Origin of the sequence: Lysinibacillus sp. NPDC095746 (assembly GCF_044763535.1) — a bacterium.
Taxonomy (GTDB): domain Bacteria; phylum Bacillota; class Bacilli; order Bacillales_A; family Planococcaceae; genus Lysinibacillus.
In genome coordinates this window covers 1-19,546 of the sequence record NZ_JBIWGL010000019.1, presented here as the reverse complement: position 1 = coordinate 19,546, position 19,546 = coordinate 1, and the positions used below count along the sequence as shown (strand labels likewise).

Below are 19,546 nucleotides of genomic sequence, written 5' to 3'. Positions count from 1 at the left end.
GTTTACTTAAAGAAATTAAAAGCTTCATCTATATCTTTTCGTCCGCATATAGTAAAATAAAAGACTGTATACAAAAAGTAGTATGGCTACAAGCGGATGTCACGGAATCGGAAAGTATTTAAAAAAGGATGTTAGCCTAAAAAACATCGCATCCATGCGATAACGGCTAACTGTTGTTGCTGTCGCTGCGCTTTCGCACAGACAAAACAGTTGCTGTCGCTGCGTTAGCACTACGCTTTCGCGCAAACAACATCTGCAGACCTAAGTACAAAGTCGATTCTGGACGCAATTATGCTAATGCCTAATTGATGGAATAGGAGAATTAATGTGAAACAACAAACAATCATTTTAACCGGTGGAGGGACAGCTGGTCATGTATCGCTCAATCAAGCGATACTCCCGTCTTTACAAGAGCTAGGTTATGATGTCCATTATATTGGCTCAGACGAGGGCATTGAAAAAGAATTAATAGGCGAGGCGTTTCCAAATGTTCCGTTTTACGGTATTTCAAGTGGGAAATTGCGTCGTTATTTCTCGATGAAAAATTTTACAGATCCTTTTAAAGTGCTTGCTGGAATTATGCAGGCTTTTCGTATTATCAAAAAAGTGAAACCCCAAGTAATTTTTTCAAAGGGTGGCTTTGTTTCTGTACCCGTTGTCATGGCTGCAAAACTTGCTGGTGTTCCTGTAGTCATTCATGAATCAGATGTTACACCTGGCTTGGCCAATAAACTTGCGATACCATTTGCATCACACATTTTCACGATTTTTGAAGAAACCTTACAGCACTTACCGAAAGAAAAGGCAACATGCACAGGCTCCATTATTCGCCAAGAGTTATTTATGGGAGATCGAGCAAAAGGGTTATCATTATGTGGCTTTACAACATTAAAACCTGTTCTTCTTGTGATGGGTGGGAGCCTAGGATCAGTTGTCTTGAACGACGCGCTCCGTCAAAATATACCGGAGCTTGTAAAACAGTTTCAGATCATTCATTTATGTGGTAAAGGAAATTACGACAAATCATTAGAGTCTACACCTGGTTACAAGCAGTTTGAATATGTGACAACAGAATTACCGGATTTATTACATGCGGCAAACTTTATCGTCTCACGTGCTGGCTCCAATTCGATTTTTGAATTTTTAGCACTTCATAAACCGATGTTATTAGTACCATTATCTGCACAGAAAAGTCGTGGTGACCAAATATTAAATGCCAACTTATTTAAAAGACAGGGTTACGCGGAAGTATTGCAAGAAGAAGAGTTAACAAAGGAATCCTTTAAAAAATCGGTTCATGTGTTAACAGAGCGTAAAGCAGAAATGGTTGCAATAATGGAGAAAACACAAAGACCGAAGACGCCAGAAGAAATGGCAAAATTGATTTTACAATATAAAAAGTAGATTTGGTAGTCAGTGCCTAGTGCAAAGTTTGTACTTAAGCACAATACAGCAATTAATATTAGCAAACAGAAAAAGCTATGTGCATGTCTCAAGACAGAACACATAGCTTTTTTTATGAAAATCCAAAGTAGATTACATCGCTTGTTCTTCGCCTTCTGCCATTTGATTGGCTGTTGTAAGGTAAAACAAGTCTTTTGGAATTTTATATAAATTAAATTGCGCCTCACCGCTATTAACCTGTGTTAATAATGTTGGGTGACTTTCATTCGCACTCATAATATAGGGTAGCTTTAAAGCTGCACGCTGTGATTTTATATTTTCAACACGAATACGGAGAAATACCGTATGGAAGTTATAGTCAAAAAAAAGTTCATTCAAAAAAAGCATTTTCGCCTTTTGGTTATAACCTTGCCCTTGATAAGGGAGTCCAATCCACGTTCCTAAAAAGCCTGCACCATCCTCGACATCATGAATGCTAATGGTGCCGATTGGTTGACCCCAATCATCAGTAATTGTCCTTGAAATAGCGAGTCCCTTCGCTTCTTCTTCAATCAGTTGTTTTGTCATAAACCAATATTCATCAGCTGATGTGGCTTTTTGACGGACAAAAGGGAAAACAGAAGGGTGTGATAATAGCTCATAGAGCTCTGTGCATTCATGTAGGTCTCGATGTTTAAGCATACGAAACGCCTCCTTTACTAGGGTAGTTAAAACAATTCCTTTAAAACATAAAGAAGAAAACTAAAATTCGTACTGGAATTAAAACCCAAAGAACTAGACGTTAAAACTATGATATCCATAATCTCCCGCTGTCTTACTGATTTTTCGACCATACCGAAAAAAGGCTAGTTTTTTTAATATAATATAACATTCATACTGCTTTATGCAATCAATTTCCTCGCTAAAACAAAAAATAAGTTTATTAGTCGGTAAATTCTGAAAAATAAATAATTGCATAAATAGTTAAAAATTGTTTTTTATAATTTTCGAGGGTCATTAAGTCTAAAATATCATTTTTAAGAGTGGAAATACTTGAAAAGTGTTTCTTTAGAATTATGTTATTTTATCGAAAAAGGTAAAATATCAAAAAATAGCCTTAAAAGGATAAATTTTTTCTGATTCAAGAAGGGTGATTCTTTTAAATTATGTTATAATAGTATTATTGATTTTTTTGTATATACAAAAGCTATTTAAAAATTCTATATTATTATTAGCGACTTATGGGGAGGTGACAGCATGGAATATATTTTAAGCGAAGATTTATTTAATGAATTGTTTTTTGGCAAAGATTTTGTCTTTTTAATGAAAAAAGTGGGAGACGATTATCAATATATTCGCTTAAATAAAGCAGCTCGAGCTTTGTTATCACATGAGGCGATTGGGAAAATGCTTTCCACCCTTACCTCAAGTCGGAAAATTTTTTCTATAATTCAAGAAAACTGCAATCAAGCGATTGCAAAGCATAGTCAAGTTGATTATGTCGATTATGCCTATTATAAATCAGAAGTTCGTAAATATGAGACATCTGTTCGACCGATTAAACATAATAATGAAGACTATGTTTTAGCCATAACAAAAGAAATTCACTATGATCGTAGTATCGAAGATAAGTTTTTATTTCTTCGCTCAATGTTTGACCATGCTTCTTTTTCTACAGTCATCTTATCAGCTGAAGGGTCTATCTATGAGGTGAACTCCAGCTTCACGGAAGACTTTGAATTAGATACAGAAACGATTAAACAGCAATTATTTGTCGATCTACCAATTGTTCCTAAAGATGAAGTAGGGAAAATCCAGAGCTATATACAAAGAGCAGCTATGGGCGAAAATATTGGCGAAAAATTCATCAAGCTTCATACACTGGATAAAAAAGAGCGCATGTATTTAGTTTCACTATCTCCGGTTATGCAATGGGATCATTCATTTGCTATTTTTCTTCTCATGCAGGATTGCACAAAATTCACTGAACAAAAAGCAGAGTTACGCTCAAAATCTCATGGTTTAGAAGTTTTTAAAGCTGCTCTAAATTCAGCAGCTTCCATTGCTGTTTTAGATAGGGATGCTAAAATTTTAGAAATTAATGATTTGTTTTTAAATGCGACTGGCTTCACGGCAGAAGAGCTAATAGGTCAGCCTTATAATTTAATAGAGCCTCGTTACAATGCAGGGGACTTATTACAAATAATTAAAAAAACGCTTAAAGCGGGGGATATTTGGCGAGGGGAGCTATGCTACCGTACAAAATTCCATGCTGATTTTTGGGTAGAAGCATCTATAGTGCCATTAAAGAATGAATTCGGGGAGACAGAACAATATTTATCCATTAACTATGATATTACGGACAAGAAAAGAATGTTAACGGAATTGAAAAATATTGAACGCACATTCCGTCTTATTACAGAAAATACAAATGATTTGATCGTCATTACAAACGAAGATGGTATCATTATTTATGCCTCGCCTTCCTATGAGATTTTCTTAGGTTACGAAAATGTAGAATTACAAGGCCAGTTTTATAGTAACATTGTCGATGAACAAAGTAAGAAGTCTTGGCAAACATTTTTAAATAATTATTCAGGCCAAACGGAAACGCAGTTTGAGCTACTGTTGAGGGCGAAGGACGGTACGCCCGTTTGGACTGAAGGAAACGTAACAGTTGTTCATGATCCTGAACGCGAAAAAGTTTCACAAATTATGATGGTATCCCGTGAAATAACGCATCGTAAGGAACGAGAGAATGATTTATTATATTTAGCTTATCACGATACGTTAACACAACTACCAAATCGTCGTTTTTTACAAAAGGAGTCTCCGAAACTATTGGTAGAAGCGCAAGAACGGAATGAGTGTTTAGCTATGCTTTATATCGATGGGGATGATTTTAAGCGAGTTAATGATCAGTACGGCCATGACACAGGGGACGACTTTATCCGAATGTTTGGCCAAGTTTTAATTACGGCTGTACGTAACCATGATTTAGTTATACGAATGGGTGGCGATGAATTTGTTGTCGTCCTAACAGGTTTAACTCGAAATAATGAGACGAGACATACGCAAATAATGGATATTATTAATCGCATTCGTAATGAACTAAAAAAGGGTTGGACAATCGAAAGTCATTACTTTGCTCCAACTGCTTCCATTGGTATCGCTTATTATCCGGATCACGGTCACACACTAAATGAATTGCTAGAATTAGCAGATCAAGCTTTATATAAAGCGAAGGAAATTGGGAAAAATAATCTCTATATTACTGACGCCTAATCAATTATGTCTCGGCACAATTGTAGCTGTCGCTTTGCTTTCGCGACATAAAACATTTGCTGCTGAAAGAAGTTGAAAAAGTCTGTACAAACAAGTAGTTACTTGTGGTACAGACTTTTTGTTTGATGTTATGCTATAACGGTATTATAGAGGAAACCCCTCATAGTTACTTTAGAATAGAAGGTGAAGAAATGCCTAAAAAGATACTTTTAGTGGAAGATGAAAAGCATATCGCTCGTTTTGTGGAGCTAGAATTAAAGCATGAAGGTTACGATGTATTCGTCGCATTTGATGGACGTGAAGGACTTGAGCTAGCTTCATCTGATAATTTTGATGTACTGTTATTAGATGTCATGCTTCCGGGGATAAATGGAATTGAAATTTGTCGTCGAATACGTACACAGTCAAAGGTTCCCATTATATTGTTAACGGCCCGAGATGCTGTAATGGACCGTGTAGCTGGCTTAGATGCTGGCGCAGATGACTACATAGTAAAACCATTCGCTATTGAAGAACTATTAGCTAGAATTCGTACAATACTACGTCGGGTGACACCCGATGAAAAAATTGGGGGTTCATTACATTTTCGTGATATCGAAATAGATGTAGCGGCCTATGAAGTATTTGTTCAAGGGAACAAACTTGATTTAACGAAAACAGAATATGATTTATTAAAATTATTGATAGAGCATAAAAATAAAGTTTGTACACGAGAGCTAATTTTAACCTCTGTTTGGGGGTATGATACGGATATAGAGACAAATGTCGTAGATGTATATATTCGGCATTTGCGAAATAAACTACCGGGTGATATGAATACCTATATCGAAACCGTTCGTGGTGTGGGGTATGTGATGCGCGAATGAAAAAATTAAGAGATTATTTAGTCAATCAGTCACTACAAAAAAAATGGATGCTCACATCTAGTGCTGTTATATTTTTTAGCTATACGATTATTTGTATTGTTGTATATATTTCATTGCATACATGGCTACTTAATGACGAGGCAAGTCAAATAAAACGGGCAAGCGATGATTTGGTGTATTTTTTTGAGTCACAAGGACCTGGCCTTACGATTCAGGAGATACATCAAAATAAAGGTCTTTTAGATTCTATTAAAGATCGCGATCAAACAGTTAAATTATTTAATGTAGATGGTGAAAAGATTTTAAGTATTAATGAAAATTCACAGGTTGCACCAATTACCTCTTTAGGTGAAATTATGGAAATGACGATTGATAAAAAGAATGTCTTTGTCATAAATCAACGTATTCAGCTCGGTTTCATTCAAGGCTATATCCAGGTGATTCATCCATTATCAAAATTTGAGTCTTTGATGCATTATTTATTGACGACAATGCTAATTGCAGGCATAGGAGCATTATTGTTATCAGCCTCAATTGGCTATTATCTAGCCAACTATTTGACGAAGCCGTTGCATGCATTACGTGCATCCATGAAAACCGTTATGGATAAAGGATTTAATGAGCCAATTCAATTATCTTACACGTCTCATGATGAGATTGGTGATTTATTGAAAATGTACAATGCGATGATGAATGAATTGCAAATATCATTTACAAAGCAGCAACAATTTGTTGCGGATGCTTCTCATGAGTTACGGACGCCTATCCAAGCAATTGAAGGACATCTGTCCCTATTGAAAAGATGGGGGAAGGATGATCCAGAAATTTTAGAGGAATCTATTGAAACTTCATTAACTGAAATTGCACGGATGCGTAAAATGATCGAAGAATTACTAGAACTTGCACGTCGTGAAGAAAAGGACATCACAAGTGAGGCTGATGCAGTAGCTGTTATAGAAGCAGTTATAGAGGAAACAAGACTCCTTCATCCAGATGCTCGAATATTGCTGTCGAAAGATGAAGAAATAGGGCGATTATTTATAACAGAAAATGCACTTAGCCAAATTGTTCGTAATATAATAGAGAATGCAATTCGTTATTGTGAAAAAATTCCTGAGATTCAAATTTCACTATCTGTTTTAGAAAAGGAAGTATCGGTAAAAATAGAAGATAATGGAATTGGTATAGCAGAGGAAAACATTCCATACATTTTCGATCGCTTTTATAGAGTTGATGAGGCAAGAAATCGTCAAATAGGCGGTACAGGCTTAGGGCTTAGTATTACAAAAATGTTACTTGAAAAATACAATAGTTCTGTGGAAGTCAAGAGTGTTAAAAATGTTGGAACCGTTTTCTTGCTGAAATTCCCGCTGAAATATTGAGAAAAATCCATGCTTTATTTAATTATTTCATCCTTTGGGAAAAAAATTGCTTAATTTGCTAAAAAGAGTTGTATTTTTTGTGAAGAGTAGTAAGATTGAGATGGAAAAAACGTTCTTTAAATAATGGTTATGATGTCAAATATCCTTTAAAAGAACGGAAAAATATTATATAATTAATTGTAATTTAATTAATGGAACTGCCGAAAGGCAAAATTTGGAGGTCATTTTTCATGTCGAACAACGTTACAACTGTAAGTTCTCCATGGTCAGCTTTCTCTGGTCCTAACCTAGGATATGTGATGGAGCAATACGACTTATTCTTACAGTCTCCTGAAGAAGTAGAACCGGAGTTAGTATTATTATTCCAACAATTTGGTGCACCAGTAGTAGTAGAAGGTGAAGTAGCTGTAGCTAGTAATGCAGCAGCAGCTCCTGCTGGCGATTACAAGAAAGTGTTAGCAGCTGTGAAATTAGCAGATGCAATCCGTACAAACGGTCATTTAGCGGCAGATATTTACCCTTTGAAAAACCGTGAACTACAAACAGCTCAAATTGAAGAAAGCGCGTTCAACCTTAGCGCTGCAGATTTAGCTGAAATTCCTGCAGCTATCTTCTTCAAAGATGTGCCAGCAAACGTGAAAAATGGTAAAGATGCAATTGATTACTTAAAATCTGTTTATACAGATAAAGTAGCATTTGAATATAATCACGTAGTAGCAACAGAAGAACGTGATTGGATTCAAGCACAAATTGAAACAGGTTCATTTAAACAAGCATTAACTTCTAATGAGAAAAAAGCTTTATTAAATCGTTTAACTCGTGTTGAAAACTTCGAGAAGTTTATTCATAAAACGTTTGTAGGTCAAAAGCGTTTCTCTGGTGAAGGTTTAGATACTCAAATCATTCTATTTGATGAAATTTTAAAAACAGCTGAAGCAAATAACGTAGAAAAAGTACGTATTGGTATGGCTCACCGTGGTCGTTTAAATGTATTAACACACATTTTAAATAAACCTTACGATATGATGTTCTCTGACTTTGCACACGTATCTAATGAGTTATTTATGCCAGAAGATGGTCGCCTTGAAATTACGAAAGGTTGGACTGGCGATGTTAAGTACCACATGGGTGCTTCATATATGCGTGAATCTGGTATGAATGTTAAGCTTGCATACAACCCATCTCACTTAGAAGTAGGAAATCCGGTTGTTTTAGGTACAGCTCGTGCAGCACAAGATGACACATCTAAGCCAGGGCAAGCTGTTCATAACCGCACAAAAGGACTAGGTATTCTTGTGCACGGTGACGCTGCGTTCCCAGGTCAAGGTATCGTAACAGAAGTATTAAACTTCGCAAAAACTGAAGGGTTCACTACTGGTGGTACAATCCACATCATCGCTAATAACATGATTGGATTTACAACTGAACTACAAGATTCTCGCTCATCTCTTTACTCTTCTGACCCAGCAAAAGGTTACGAAGTACCAGTAGTGCATGTGAATGCAGATAGCCCTGAGTCTGTAGCTCTAGTAGGTCGTTTCGCTGCTAGCTACCGTCAAAAATTCGGTAAAGATATTATCGTTGACCTTATCGGTTACCGTCGTCATGGTCACAATGAAACTGATGATCCAACTGTAACAAACCCTGAAACATATTTATTAGTTTCTAAACATGAGCCAGTTCGTGCTTTATACGGTGCTCAATTAGTAGCTGAGGGTGTAGTTTCTGCTGATGAGGTTGCAGCATTAGATAAAGCTATTTATGCAGAAATGCAAGCAGCTTATGATCATGTAAAAGAAATGGCTGATAAAGATGAACACAAGCATTTAGAAATGCCAGAAGAATTAAAAGTAGAATTCCCACAAATTGATACAGCAGTTGGTGTGGAACGTCTAGAAAAAATTAACGAAGAGCTTTTAGTGTTTGAAGATAACTTTGAACCACAGAAAAAACTTGGCAAAATTTTAGAAAAACGCCGTGATGCATTTGCTTCTGCAAAAATTGACTGGGGTCATGCAGAAACGCTAGCATATGCAACAATTATTCAAGATGGCACACCAGTACGTTTTACAGGTCAAGATGCACAACGTGGTACGTTCTCTCAACGCCACTTAGTATTACATGACAAAAACAATGGTAAGTTATTCACGCCACTTCACCATATTTCAGGTGCAAATGCATCATTTACAGTACACAACTCTCCACTAACAGAAGCAGGGGTAGTGGGCTTTGAATATGGGTACAATTTAGAAAATGGCAATGTACTATCAGTTTGGGAAGCTCAATTTGGTGACTTTGCAAATATGGCGCAAGTTATGTTCGATAACTTTATTTCAGGTGCACGTGCTAAATGGGGTCAAAAATCTGGTCTAGTTATTCTTTTACCGCATGGTTATGAAGGTCAAGGTCCAGAACACTCTTCAAGCCGTATGGAACGTTATTTACAAATGTCAGCCGAAAATAACTGGTTCGTAGCGAACTGTTCAAACGCAGGTAACTATTACCACTTATTACGTCGTCAAGCAGCATTATTAGGAACTGAAGGTGTTCGTCCACTTGTAGTTGTTTCACCTAAGTACTTACTTCGTCACCCATTAGCTGCAGCAAATGCTGAGCAATTAGCAAATGGCTCATTCCAAGAAGTAATTGAACAACCAGGCCTAGGTTCAAAAACTGAAGCTGTTGAACGCATTGTATTAGGTTCAGGTAAAGTAATGATCGATATTGCAGACCGTATTAAAGATGGTGAAGGCTTCGATCATTTACACATTGTTCGTGTAGAACAACTTTACCCATTCCCAAAAGAGCAAGTTGCTGGTATTATTGCTAAGTATCCAAATGTAAAAGAAGTTGTTTGGGTACAAGAAGAACCTAAAAACCAAGGTTCATGGAATTATGCATTAGAAACATTACATGAACTTTCAGAAGGTAAAAAGCTTCGTTATGTAGGACGTCCTGCAATGAGCTCTACTTCTGAAGGTGATGCAGATTCTCATAAAGCAGCTCAAGCCGCAGTTGTAGAAGAAGCAGTTGCTGAGCCTGTAAAGGTTAAATAATAATCACATATTAATTTTTGAGAGCCGGGCTACTTGCTAAGGCAGTAGCCCTTTTATGTGCACAATGCACGTTAATTAAAGGAGGAAATGAAAGTGGCTGAAATTAAAGTCCCTGAATTAGCAGAATCGATTACAGAAGGTAGTATCGCACAATGGGTAAAAAAAGTGGGCGATCGCGTTGAAAAAGGTGAATTCATCGTTGAACTTGAAACAGACAAAGTAAACGCTGAAATCATTTCTGAAGAAGCGGGAGTTTTAACTCAAATTTTAGCTGAAGAAGGCGATACTGTACTTGTTGGTCAAGTTATCGCAGTAGTAGAAGCTGGCGAAGGTGCAGCACCTGCTCCAGCGGCACCAGTTGCAGCAGCTCCAGCTCCAGCAGCGCCACAAGCGGCACCTGCTCCTGTTGCAGCAGCACCAGTTGTAGAAGAAACTACTGGTGAGCGTGTAATCGCATCTCCTGCAGCTCGTAAACTAGCGCGCGAAAAAGGTATTGACCTTGCTGCTGTATCTCCAGTAGATCCACAAGGCCGTGTACGTGTACAAGACGTAGCAGCTCATGGTACAGCTCCAGTAGCAGCACCACAAGCAGCTCCAGCAGCACCTAAAGCAGTTGCAGCTGTAGATGAATCACGTGTAACAATTGAAAAAATGAGCCGTCGTCGCCAAACAATTGCAAAACGCTTACTTGAAGTAAAACAATCTACAGCAATGTTAACTACATTCAACGAAGTAGATATGACAAACGTTATGGCTTTACGCTCTCGTAAAAAAGACCAATTCTTCGAGTCAACTGGCTCTAAACTTGGTTTCATGTCATTCTTCACAAAAGCTGTAGTTGCAGCTCTTAAAAAATACCCATATGTTAACGCACAAATCGTTGGTGATGAAATTCACTTAAACAACTTCTTTGATATCGGTGTAGCTGTATCAACAGAAGAAGGTTTAGTAGTACCAGTTGTACGTGACGCTGACCGCAAAAACTTTGCTGAAATTGAAGATTCAATTGCAGACCTAGCGAAAAAAGCACGCGATAAAAAATTAGGTTTAGCAGATCTTCAAGGTGGCTCATTCACAATTACAAATGGTGGCGTATTCGGTTCATTAATGTCTACACCTATCATGAATGGTACACAAGCTGGTATCCTTGGTATGCATACTATCAAAAAACGTCCAGTTGAAGTGAATGGTGAAGTAGAAATTCGCCCAATGATGTACTTAGCCCTTTCTTATGACCACCGTATTATCGATGGTAAAGATTCTGTAGGCTTCCTTAAAACTGTTAAAGAACTACTTGAAAACCCAGAAGATTTATTATTAAATTCTTAATTCCTGAGTTTATAAAGCCCTGCGAACAATGTTTGCAGGGTTTTTTCTTTTTTGGAACAGTTTTAAGGAGTCGACGAATAGAAGAGCTAGGGCGACGGTAAAAAGAGACGAGGACTCTTTCGGCAAAGCGGCAGTCTTAATAATTTTCACCTTTTATAAAGGACTAAAAGGCATTTAAAGGAATAAAAAACCATAATATTGTAATTAGTCAGAAAAGTAACAAAATTATCTTGACGAACTTATTAACTTTATAGTAGTATCTTAATATCAATTAAATATACAAACCTCACTTTTTCTTATTGTGAGGTAGAGGCGCGGTATTTATTAGTTCATTGTTGAGTACAAGCAAGCGAAGACGCAATGGAGAAGGAACTATCGCCGAAGTATAAAAGGAGCTCGTACTTTTATGCTGGGTCTGCAGTGAATAAGTGCAGGACTGTCCTAGTAAATTATTTTCCAGGTTTACTAGGTTGTGCTATCTCGGAATAATGGAATTATAGTGAGGATTTGGGCAACTGTTAAAAAAAGTAAGACCTAAGTTCAGTACTTAGGTCTTTTTTGGTACAGTTGTCTTATTTTTTACAGAAAAGGGGAATGTTATATGAAAAGACAATGGTTAGTATTAATGTTGACCGTCATGACTGCAATTTTGCTAGCAGCTTGTGGTGCTGGTGACAAAAAGGCTACAATGTCATCTAGTAATGACGGTAACAAGACGAGTACGGAAGAAGGCGGCGGCCAATTCCGTGTTGGAATGGAAGCAGGTTATGCTCCGTTCAACTGGACACAGCAGGATGATGCAAATGGTGCAGTAAAAATTGCGGATAATGCAGAATATGCGGGTGGTTATGATGTGCAAATGGCGAAAAAAATCGCTGAGGGCTTAGGAAAAGAATTAGTTATCGTTAAATTGGAATGGGATGGCTTAGTACCGGCGTTACAATCCAATAAAATTGATGTAATCATTGCAGGTATGTCACCTACTAAAGAGCGTAAGCAAACAGTTGATTTCACTGAAAACTACTATACATCTGATTTTGTTATGGTCATAAAAAAAGGCAGTAAATATGAAAAAGCAACTTCTATCCAAGATTTTTCTGGTGCTAAAATTACATCACAATTAAATACATCTAACTACAATGTCATCGATCAAATCAAAGATGTAAAAAAACAAACTGCAATGGATAATTTCCCGGCGATGCGTGTTGCATTAGAAGCTGGAAAAATTGACGGCTATGTAGCAGAACGTCCAGAAGGTATTTCTGCTGCTGCTGCAAATGATAAGTTCACGTATGTGAAGTTCGAAAAGGGCTTCGATACAGATATTTCAAATACATCCATTGCAGTTGGTTTACGTAAAGGCGATGCGCATCTTGAAAAAATAAATGAAATCTTAAAAGGTATTTCTGAAGCTGATCGCCAAAAAATTATGGAAGAAGCCATTCACCAACAACCAGCAGCCCAATAACATGATGGCACGGGCTATCTACTAGTCCGTGCCATATCATTACAATTGATACAATAAGAATCTCTCAAAATAATAATAATGTCTTAGCTAAATGTTTCATAAAATAAAAGAAACAAAGGCTCCAGATAAGACACGATACTGTAACGAACAAGCAACACGACGTTGTTAGGAGGAACATCATGAGTTTAGAATGGATTATTTCTATTGTTGAGAACAACTGGCAAATGTTTTTACGAGGTACGTATTATACATTACTTATTTCTATTAGTAGTACAATTATTGGTGCACTTATCGGATTTTTCATCGGAATTATGCATACCATAAAGGTTCGTAAAAAAGGTGTAAAGTTCTATAGCTTAAAGCTCTTTAATTTTATACTAACATGCTATGTCGAATTTTTCCGTGGTACACCAATGATTGTACAAGCGATGGTAGTATTTTTCGGGTTAGATATAGCATTCGGCATTGATATGCACTTTATTACGGCAGGTATTTTAGTTGTTTCATTAAACACAGGTGCTTATATGGCTGAAATTGTCCGTGGTGGTATTGTATCCATTGATAAAGGGCAGTACGAGGCCGCATCGGCCATTGGTATGAACCATTTTCAAATTATGCTACATGTTGTATTACCGCAAGTTGCACGAAATATATTGCCTGCAACAGGTAACCAATTAATTATGAATATTAAAGATACAGCCGTATTAAACGTTATCGGGGTTACGGAATTATACTTCCAAACAAAATCGATTGCGGGTAATAACTTCCGCTATTTTGAATCTTTCTTTGTAGCTTGCGTCCTTTATTTCATTATGACATTCACAGCATCAAGAATATTACTGTATATTGAAAAACGTCTAGATGGACCAGATGCATACAGAAAAGAACAGAAAGAAGCAATATAGGGGGACGAACAGATGACAGTTATTAAAATAGAGCATTTAAGTAAATCATTTGGACGTAACCAAGTGTTAAAGGATGTTAATTTCCAAGTAGAAAAGGGTGAGGTTGTCTGCTTAATCGGTTCTTCCGGTTCTGGTAAATCAACACTACTACGCTGCATTAATTTACTGGAAACACCAAGTGGCGGTCAAATTATTTACAAAGGTGAAAATATTTTAGACGAAAAGCATAATATCCAAGAATACCGTACACATTTAGGTATGGTATTCCAGCAATTTAACTTATTTAACAACCATAATGTGCTTCAAAATTGTACAGTTGGTCAAATGAAAGTATTAAAGCGTTCAAAGGTAGAAGCAGAGGAAATTGCTTTAAAATATTTGCAAATTGTTGGTATGGATCAATACGTAAATGCGAAGCCAAGACAACTATCTGGTGGTCAAAAACAGCGTGTAGCGATTGCACGAGCATTGTCAATGAGCCCGGATGTAATGTTGTTTGATGAACCGACATCAGCACTGGATCCGGAGATGGTCGGTGAAGTGTTGAAGGTAATGCGTCAACTAGCGGATGCTGGGAATACGATGTTAATTGTTACACATGAAATGGAATTTGCCAAAGAAGTAGCGGATCGCGTCGTATTTATGGATAAAGGTGTAATTGTTGAGGAAGGACCCCCATCACAGGTATTAATAAATCCTCAACATGAACGGACAAAAGAGTTTTTAAAACGAACATTAAAATAACGATCGTTTCCAATAACAAAAAAAGTGAGTCCAATGTATTGGGCTCACTTATTTTCTAGAATTCCATTCTGCGTATAAAATAAAGCAAATTGCAAAGGCAACGGCTAGAATAAAAAACCATTGCGGTACACCACCAAAGCTCATAGGAACACCTCGAAGTAAAAATTTTTATGATGAATATGGTTAAATAACGATAGTTATGGAGAAAATATGATCTTCTATGGTTTTTTTCTCCACAAAAGTTCAAAAATATTATAAAATAAGCAGTAGACATTAGCTTCGTGCTAGTAAAGAGAGGTAGAGAGATTATGTTACATTTAAAATGGAAAGATGCTCCAACAGTACGCACAGTTACTTGTAAGCATACTAATGCATCAAAATATTTAGTTTCAAACGTATTAACAGTAGGGAAACAATATGATGTGAAAAATGAAACAGAAGAGTTCATTTTTATTATCGATAACACTGGTAATATCGGTGGCTACTATAAAGATTATTTCGAATAAGTATAATCAATTTCGCCTTGGCGTAATTGCGTCCGGATTTTGAATTGTGCCTGCACAATTCATTCCTTTAAAAAATCCGTGACATCCGCCGGAGGCTTTATTTTCATTCAGTAGGTGTTTGGAAATCCCTGAAAAGGGGGAGCTACATATGCATTCATCACCACCTTCAGAGGTGGTTGTCTTCTGCTGAATGAAAATAAAAGGGTGGTTCAGATTTTTCTGAGCCACCCTTCTTTGTTGGAAAAAGGGAATCATTCCTTCTTAAAGGTTTTTAATTCAGCTACATCCTGTAATTGCTGTTTTTCCTGTTCTGTAGCTGTATGAAGGGCAAAGACGTCTTTAATAGCTGTCTTCAGCTCATGTTGTGTTTCTTTGAATTTCGATACTTGCTGTTCAAAGGAAGGGCTCGTAAAACGATCATTTGTACGAGATAATCTTTCCTCTAGCTGTGCGTAGTGATGATCCATATGCATAGATAACATCATGGCCAACTGATTTTTCCACAATGGAATGAGCGTAACGATGGAAAATTCAATTTTTTCCGCTAATGTTTGATTAGACTGCTGAATCATCCGTATTTGTGGTGCAGTTTGTAAAGCAACTTGCTGCGATACTTGTAAGTCATAAATACGTTGATCTAGACGTTCAATTTGAGCGGCAAAGTCATTAAGTTGTTGGACAGCTAGTGGCTGTTTCGTTGCTTGTACACTAGTCACTTTTTCAGGAAGCTCCACTTCAATAGCTTGCTGCTTCTTCATTTGTCCTGCTGCAATAGCGGTCGCTAACTCCTCAAAGAATCCTCTATTATGTGCATAAAGTCCTTCTAGCATTTCCACATCTCTTAGCATTTGAAGCTGTGCACGTTCAAGCTGAACACCAATTCGTTCTACCTGGATACTTATACGTTCAAACTCCGTTAATGTTTGCTTAACAGTAGGCTCAATTTTACCAAACATCTTTTTAAAAAAGGACTGCTTTTTTGGTTCTAATGCGTTAGGGTCCACACGGTCTAACGTTTGCATTAATGAGTCTAACATTTGGCCAATTTTTGTGACATCTTTTTGTTTGACTTGTGCAAGCATTCGATCAGCAAATTGGGAAAGTGATCGTTGTGAATCTTGCCCTAAAGACAGGACTGACTCGAAGTTTGTCAGGTCAAGCTGACTAGCGTATAGAAGTGCACGACTTTGTGCAAGAGGCGATAGCGTATCATACGTCGCCATCGCCTCATTATTTGGAGTTGTTTCTAAATAAGATTGCACAAGTGGGGAAAGACCTTGTATTGTATTTAGTTGAAATGCGTGATCATTTGCTGTCATTTATCATCGCCTCGCCACTCCAATTGTTCTTTTCGTCTTATATTTGAACGATTCGCAAATTCTATTTCCATTTGAAGATGGTCAATATCGTTGGAAAGCGCATCCTTTAAATCAGTTTGAATCGTATCATTTAAATCTGTAAGAGTCTCTCTTGTTTTCGATAATGTAAGTTGGATTTCCTTATCCTTCACAGGCTGTCTCGATAACATCGTATATTTATCCGTTAATTCGACAGCGGAAGGGAGATGTGCATAAAAAAATTGTTCAACATTATAAAATTTTCGTGGGTCTGTTTTAACTATTTTCACGATATTTTTTGAAATACGCGTCATTTCAAGTAATTGCTTAAATGCAGAAACTGAACGTACACGTAAGTAGTTTTGACTTAATGTTTGAATATTTTTATTGGCTGCTGTAAGTTGTGATTCAATATGTTTGTATTCTTCTTTTGTTATACCTGCTATTTGCATGAATTTCTTTTTCTGTCTATATTTCAATAACGCCGTACTCGACGCATATGTTCCAGCAAACAATATACCACCAAGGAAGTATCCTGGACTTGCCGCAATTGCTGTGATAGAAACAGTTGTGAGAGAAATTAAGAAGCTAGCGGTATGTCTTGAGAAAAACTGTCCGACACTGAGCATGTTTCTTCCTCCTAGCATTTAAATATGTCTATATTCTTATACGAAATAATCGACATAAAGTTTCAATGAAATAATAATCCTTACATAAATTTTACTGCTATTTGTAAAGTTTCTCAATGATATTACTTAAGAACAAGAAAATCCTTTGCTTTATTAGGAAGAAAAGGGGATAGACGAAAAAGAAGTCAAACAAAATGTCCGACATTGTTGTGTCATCTATTACTCAGGTAGGTAATAAAAGGCCTATTTGGATTAATCGATTTCATTCTATATATTGTATTCAAAATTATAGTAATTCGCGAATTGCTTCACATGTTGTTAGTCAATTTATTCTCTCATAATAGGTTAAACATTAGTATTGTTTTTTCGTCTGTTGTTGATTCCTCGTCATGGCGTTAAAATTATTTTATAAAATAAAAAAGCGTATTCGAGATTTTATTCTCAAAATACGCTTACTATCGAGTAGTGATACACGCCGATTATAAGTCATGCATTAGACTGCTTTAATTCGATAGACTTGTCCCATCTCACCTTTACCTTTCACAGAATTCTGAAAGGAGCTTCTTATACAAACATTAAAGGCGATCTCAGACGCATTTTTTTCTGTAGCGAAAGCGAAGCGACAGCAAACAATATTGCCGAGGCATAATTGATTTTCATTTGAATGAAAAATAACATTGTTAAATATGTTAAACAACTTTATAATAGTGTTAATAAAATCCAATTGTTAAAATTTTTTCATGTACTAGGGTGTTTTTCAATTTATTATGTACCAAAGATTGCGCCATAAAGATGACTTCATAGGTTAAAAGGGAGAGTCTACCATATGCAAAAAAACACAAACAATAATATTGAACTCATTGATCCTAAAATTATGTTAGAGAAATACAAGGAAGATATAGAATTAATTCAAAAATCATTAAAAAAATTTGAGTTGGAAATTAGGCTTTTGCAAAGTGAAGGTTTAGTTGAAATAGAAAAGTTGAGTAACGACTTAAGTAAGTTGCAATTACTTTCATCGAGTATAAAATTTAAAGCTAAATGTTTGATCTGTAATAACAGTAAAACCATTGAGACATTAACGACAAAATAAAATATTGATATCAAGTCACATCTAATTTATTGTGGCTTTTTATTGTGCATTATATTTCTTATGATGACATTAGGTTTATAGTGTGTCAGCCTGTGTGAACAAAATGGAGATATAATTATGACGTTTGACATCAACAACTCTCTATCAGCTCTGATTCCGAATGTTGGTGATGTAGTTAATAAGGATGATAATTACGGGGCAGTGATTACAATCCAAGAAGTATCGTTACAATCTATTTAGAAGAATTATAATTAGGACTTTAAAGTCATACTCATGATGAGGAGGGCACTGAAAAAGTCTATATCTTCTCACATTGCGAGGTATTCAACGATTTAATCGTTGAATACCTCGCTTTTTTCATTTGGCACTGTGACTCTACTGTTGTTTTCCGAAGCATTCCGCTCGCTTTCCGCGGGCGAGCGCCGAGCCTCCTCCTACGCTTCGCTTCGTGCGGGGTCTCGTCTGTCTCGCTTTCCCGCAGGAGTCGAGCGATGCTTCTCCAAACAACGCAATGTATCACACTATTATTTTAGTCACGCTTTCCTTTATAATAAAAGAACTAATGTGCAGGTGGTGCCCCCGATGATTTCAAATCAAGAAACCCTTCATTTAAGTCCATATATGGCGATCTACGATATTGTTGTGCCAAAAGATAATATACTTCGCCAAATCAATGAACTTGTTGATTTTTCATTCATTTTAGAAGAGTTAAAAACAAAATATTGTTTAGACAATGGACGAAATGCCATTCCTCCAATTCGTATGTTTAAGTACTTATTATTAAAAGCGATTTATGATGTATCAGACGTCGACCTTGTAGAGCGTTCAAAGTACGATATGTCATTCAAATATTTCTTAGGTATGGCGCCAGAAGATCCAGTCATTGATTCAAGTTCGCTTACAAAATTTCGTCGGCTTCGTCTTCAAGACGTAAGCTTATTAGACATGCTCATTGGGAAAACAGTTGAGATCGCATTGGAGAAAAAAATCATCAACAGTCAAGCGATTATCGTGGATGCCACACATACAAAAGCACGTTACAACCAAAAAACGCCTAGAGAATTTTTACAAGAGAAATCAAAAAACGCTCGAAAAGCTGTCTACAAAATTGACGAATCGATGAAAGACAAATTCCCCGCAAAGACCACTTCTAACGAAGTAAAGGATGAAATAACTTACTGTAAGGAAGTTATTTCAGTCATTGAAAAGGAACCACAAATTGCACAAATGCCATCTGTCAAAGAAAAGCTGAATGTTTTAAAAGAAGTCGTAGAGGATTTCCAAGAACATCTAAATTACTCTTCTGATGCGGATGCGCGAAAAGGGCATAAGACGTCGGAATCTTCTTTCTTCGGGTATAAGACACATATCGCGTTGAGTGATGAACGTATTATTACAGCAGCTGTCATTACAACAGGTGAAAAAAGCGATGGAAAATATCTTCAAGAGTTAATTGAAAAAAGCACACAAGCAGGTATGAAAATTAATACGGTTATTGGAGACGCAGCTTACTCTGAAAAGGCAAATATCGAATATACAAAAGAAGAGAAAATCGCGCTTGTG

The 19,546-nt window shown here is 36.7% G+C and carries 16 protein-coding genes and 1 riboswitch; of the genes, 13 read left to right on the top strand and 3 right to left on the bottom strand.

Going from position 1 to position 19,546, the window contains the following annotated elements:
• The first annotated feature begins 327 nt into the window (after positions 1-327).
• Positions 328-1,404, top strand: a complete 1,077-nt coding sequence (locus tag ACIQ7N_RS14905; RefSeq protein ID WP_402933386.1) for an undecaprenyldiphospho-muramoylpentapeptide beta-N-acetylglucosaminyltransferase — start codon at positions 328-330, stop codon at positions 1,402-1,404.
• 132 nt (positions 1,405-1,536) lie between these two features.
• Here the strand turns inward: ACIQ7N_RS14905 and ACIQ7N_RS14900 are convergent, their stop codons facing one another.
• Positions 1,537-2,085, bottom strand: coding sequence for a GNAT family N-acetyltransferase (locus ACIQ7N_RS14900; protein WP_132357919.1), 549 nt, complete (start codon positions 2,083-2,085; stop codon positions 1,537-1,539).
• Positions 2,086-2,640: 555 nt separating this feature from the next.
• Between ACIQ7N_RS14900 and ACIQ7N_RS14895 the strand changes: the two genes are divergently transcribed.
• The 9 genes from ACIQ7N_RS14895 (at position 2,641) to ACIQ7N_RS14855 (ending at position 14,924) form a co-directional block, all read left to right on the top strand.
• Positions 2,641-4,668: a diguanylate cyclase domain-containing protein gene (locus ACIQ7N_RS14895; RefSeq protein ID WP_402933383.1), complete on the top strand. Its 2,028-nt coding sequence runs from the start codon at positions 2,641-2,643 to the stop codon at positions 4,666-4,668.
• A 191-nt stretch (positions 4,669-4,859) separates the two neighbouring features.
• Entirely contained in the window at positions 4,860-5,534 is a 675-nt protein-coding gene (locus ACIQ7N_RS14890) for a response regulator transcription factor (protein ID WP_248719070.1), read from the top strand.
• Complete coding sequence (locus ACIQ7N_RS14885; RefSeq protein WP_402933379.1) at positions 5,531-6,916, top strand: HAMP domain-containing sensor histidine kinase; 1,386 nt, start codon at positions 5,531-5,533, stop codon at positions 6,914-6,916. Before ACIQ7N_RS14890 ends, ACIQ7N_RS14885 begins: the two co-directional genes overlap by 4 nt.
• 230 nt (positions 6,917-7,146) lie before the next feature.
• Positions 7,147-9,972: a 2-oxoglutarate dehydrogenase E1 component gene (locus tag ACIQ7N_RS14880; RefSeq protein WP_402933376.1), complete on the top strand. Its 2,826-nt coding sequence runs from the start codon at positions 7,147-7,149 to the stop codon at positions 9,970-9,972.
• Positions 9,973-10,065: 93 nt separating this feature from the next.
• Positions 10,066-11,301, top strand: coding sequence for a 2-oxoglutarate dehydrogenase complex dihydrolipoyllysine-residue succinyltransferase (gene odhB, locus ACIQ7N_RS14875; RefSeq protein ID WP_132357909.1), 1,236 nt, complete (start codon positions 10,066-10,068; stop codon positions 11,299-11,301).
• Positions 11,302-11,600: 299 nt separating this feature from the next.
• Positions 11,601-11,787, top strand: a riboswitch (Lysine riboswitch).
• Positions 11,788-11,902: 115 nt separating this feature from the next.
• Positions 11,903-12,769 (top strand): transporter substrate-binding domain-containing protein, encoded by an 867-nt coding sequence (locus ACIQ7N_RS14870; protein ID WP_402933373.1) that lies wholly within the window; start codon positions 11,903-11,905, stop codon positions 12,767-12,769.
• Between the two features lie 179 nt (positions 12,770-12,948).
• On the top strand, positions 12,949-13,674 hold the full coding sequence (locus ACIQ7N_RS14865) for an amino acid ABC transporter permease (RefSeq protein ID WP_402933370.1): 726 nt from the start codon (positions 12,949-12,951) through the stop codon (positions 13,672-13,674).
• Between the two features lie 12 nt (positions 13,675-13,686).
• Positions 13,687-14,418 (top strand): amino acid ABC transporter ATP-binding protein, encoded by a 732-nt coding sequence (locus ACIQ7N_RS14860; RefSeq protein WP_402933367.1) that lies wholly within the window; start codon positions 13,687-13,689, stop codon positions 14,416-14,418.
• Between the two features lie 308 nt (positions 14,419-14,726).
• Entirely contained in the window at positions 14,727-14,924 is a 198-nt protein-coding gene (locus ACIQ7N_RS14855) for a DUF6501 family protein (RefSeq protein WP_053485867.1), read from the top strand.
• 251 nt (positions 14,925-15,175) lie between these two features.
• Here the strand turns inward: ACIQ7N_RS14855 and ACIQ7N_RS14850 are convergent, their stop codons facing one another.
• Positions 15,176-16,243, bottom strand: coding sequence for a toxic anion resistance protein (locus ACIQ7N_RS14850; RefSeq protein ID WP_402933364.1), 1,068 nt, complete (start codon positions 16,241-16,243; stop codon positions 15,176-15,178).
• Entirely contained in the window at positions 16,240-16,890 is a 651-nt protein-coding gene (locus ACIQ7N_RS14845) for a 5-bromo-4-chloroindolyl phosphate hydrolysis family protein (RefSeq protein ID WP_132364822.1), read from the bottom strand. The genes ACIQ7N_RS14850 and ACIQ7N_RS14845 overlap by 4 nt, the downstream gene beginning before the upstream one ends.
• Before the next feature lie 826 nt (positions 16,891-17,716).
• On the opposite strand from ACIQ7N_RS14845, the gene ACIQ7N_RS14840 reads away from it, so the two are divergent.
• The 3 genes from ACIQ7N_RS14840 to ACIQ7N_RS14830 form a co-directional block, all read left to right on the top strand.
• Positions 17,717-17,983 carry a hypothetical protein gene (locus ACIQ7N_RS14840; protein ID WP_402933361.1) on the top strand — a complete coding sequence of 89 codons (267 nt, stop codon included), beginning with the start codon at positions 17,717-17,719 and terminating at the stop codon, positions 17,981-17,983.
• Between the two features lie 117 nt (positions 17,984-18,100).
• Positions 18,101-18,223 carry a hypothetical protein gene (locus ACIQ7N_RS14835; RefSeq protein ID WP_402933359.1) on the top strand — a complete coding sequence of 41 codons (123 nt, stop codon included), beginning with the start codon at positions 18,101-18,103 and terminating at the stop codon, positions 18,221-18,223.
• Between the two features lie 342 nt (positions 18,224-18,565).
• On the top strand, positions 18,566-19,546 hold a 981-nt coding region (locus ACIQ7N_RS14830), incomplete at its 3' end, for a transposase (protein WP_402933356.1).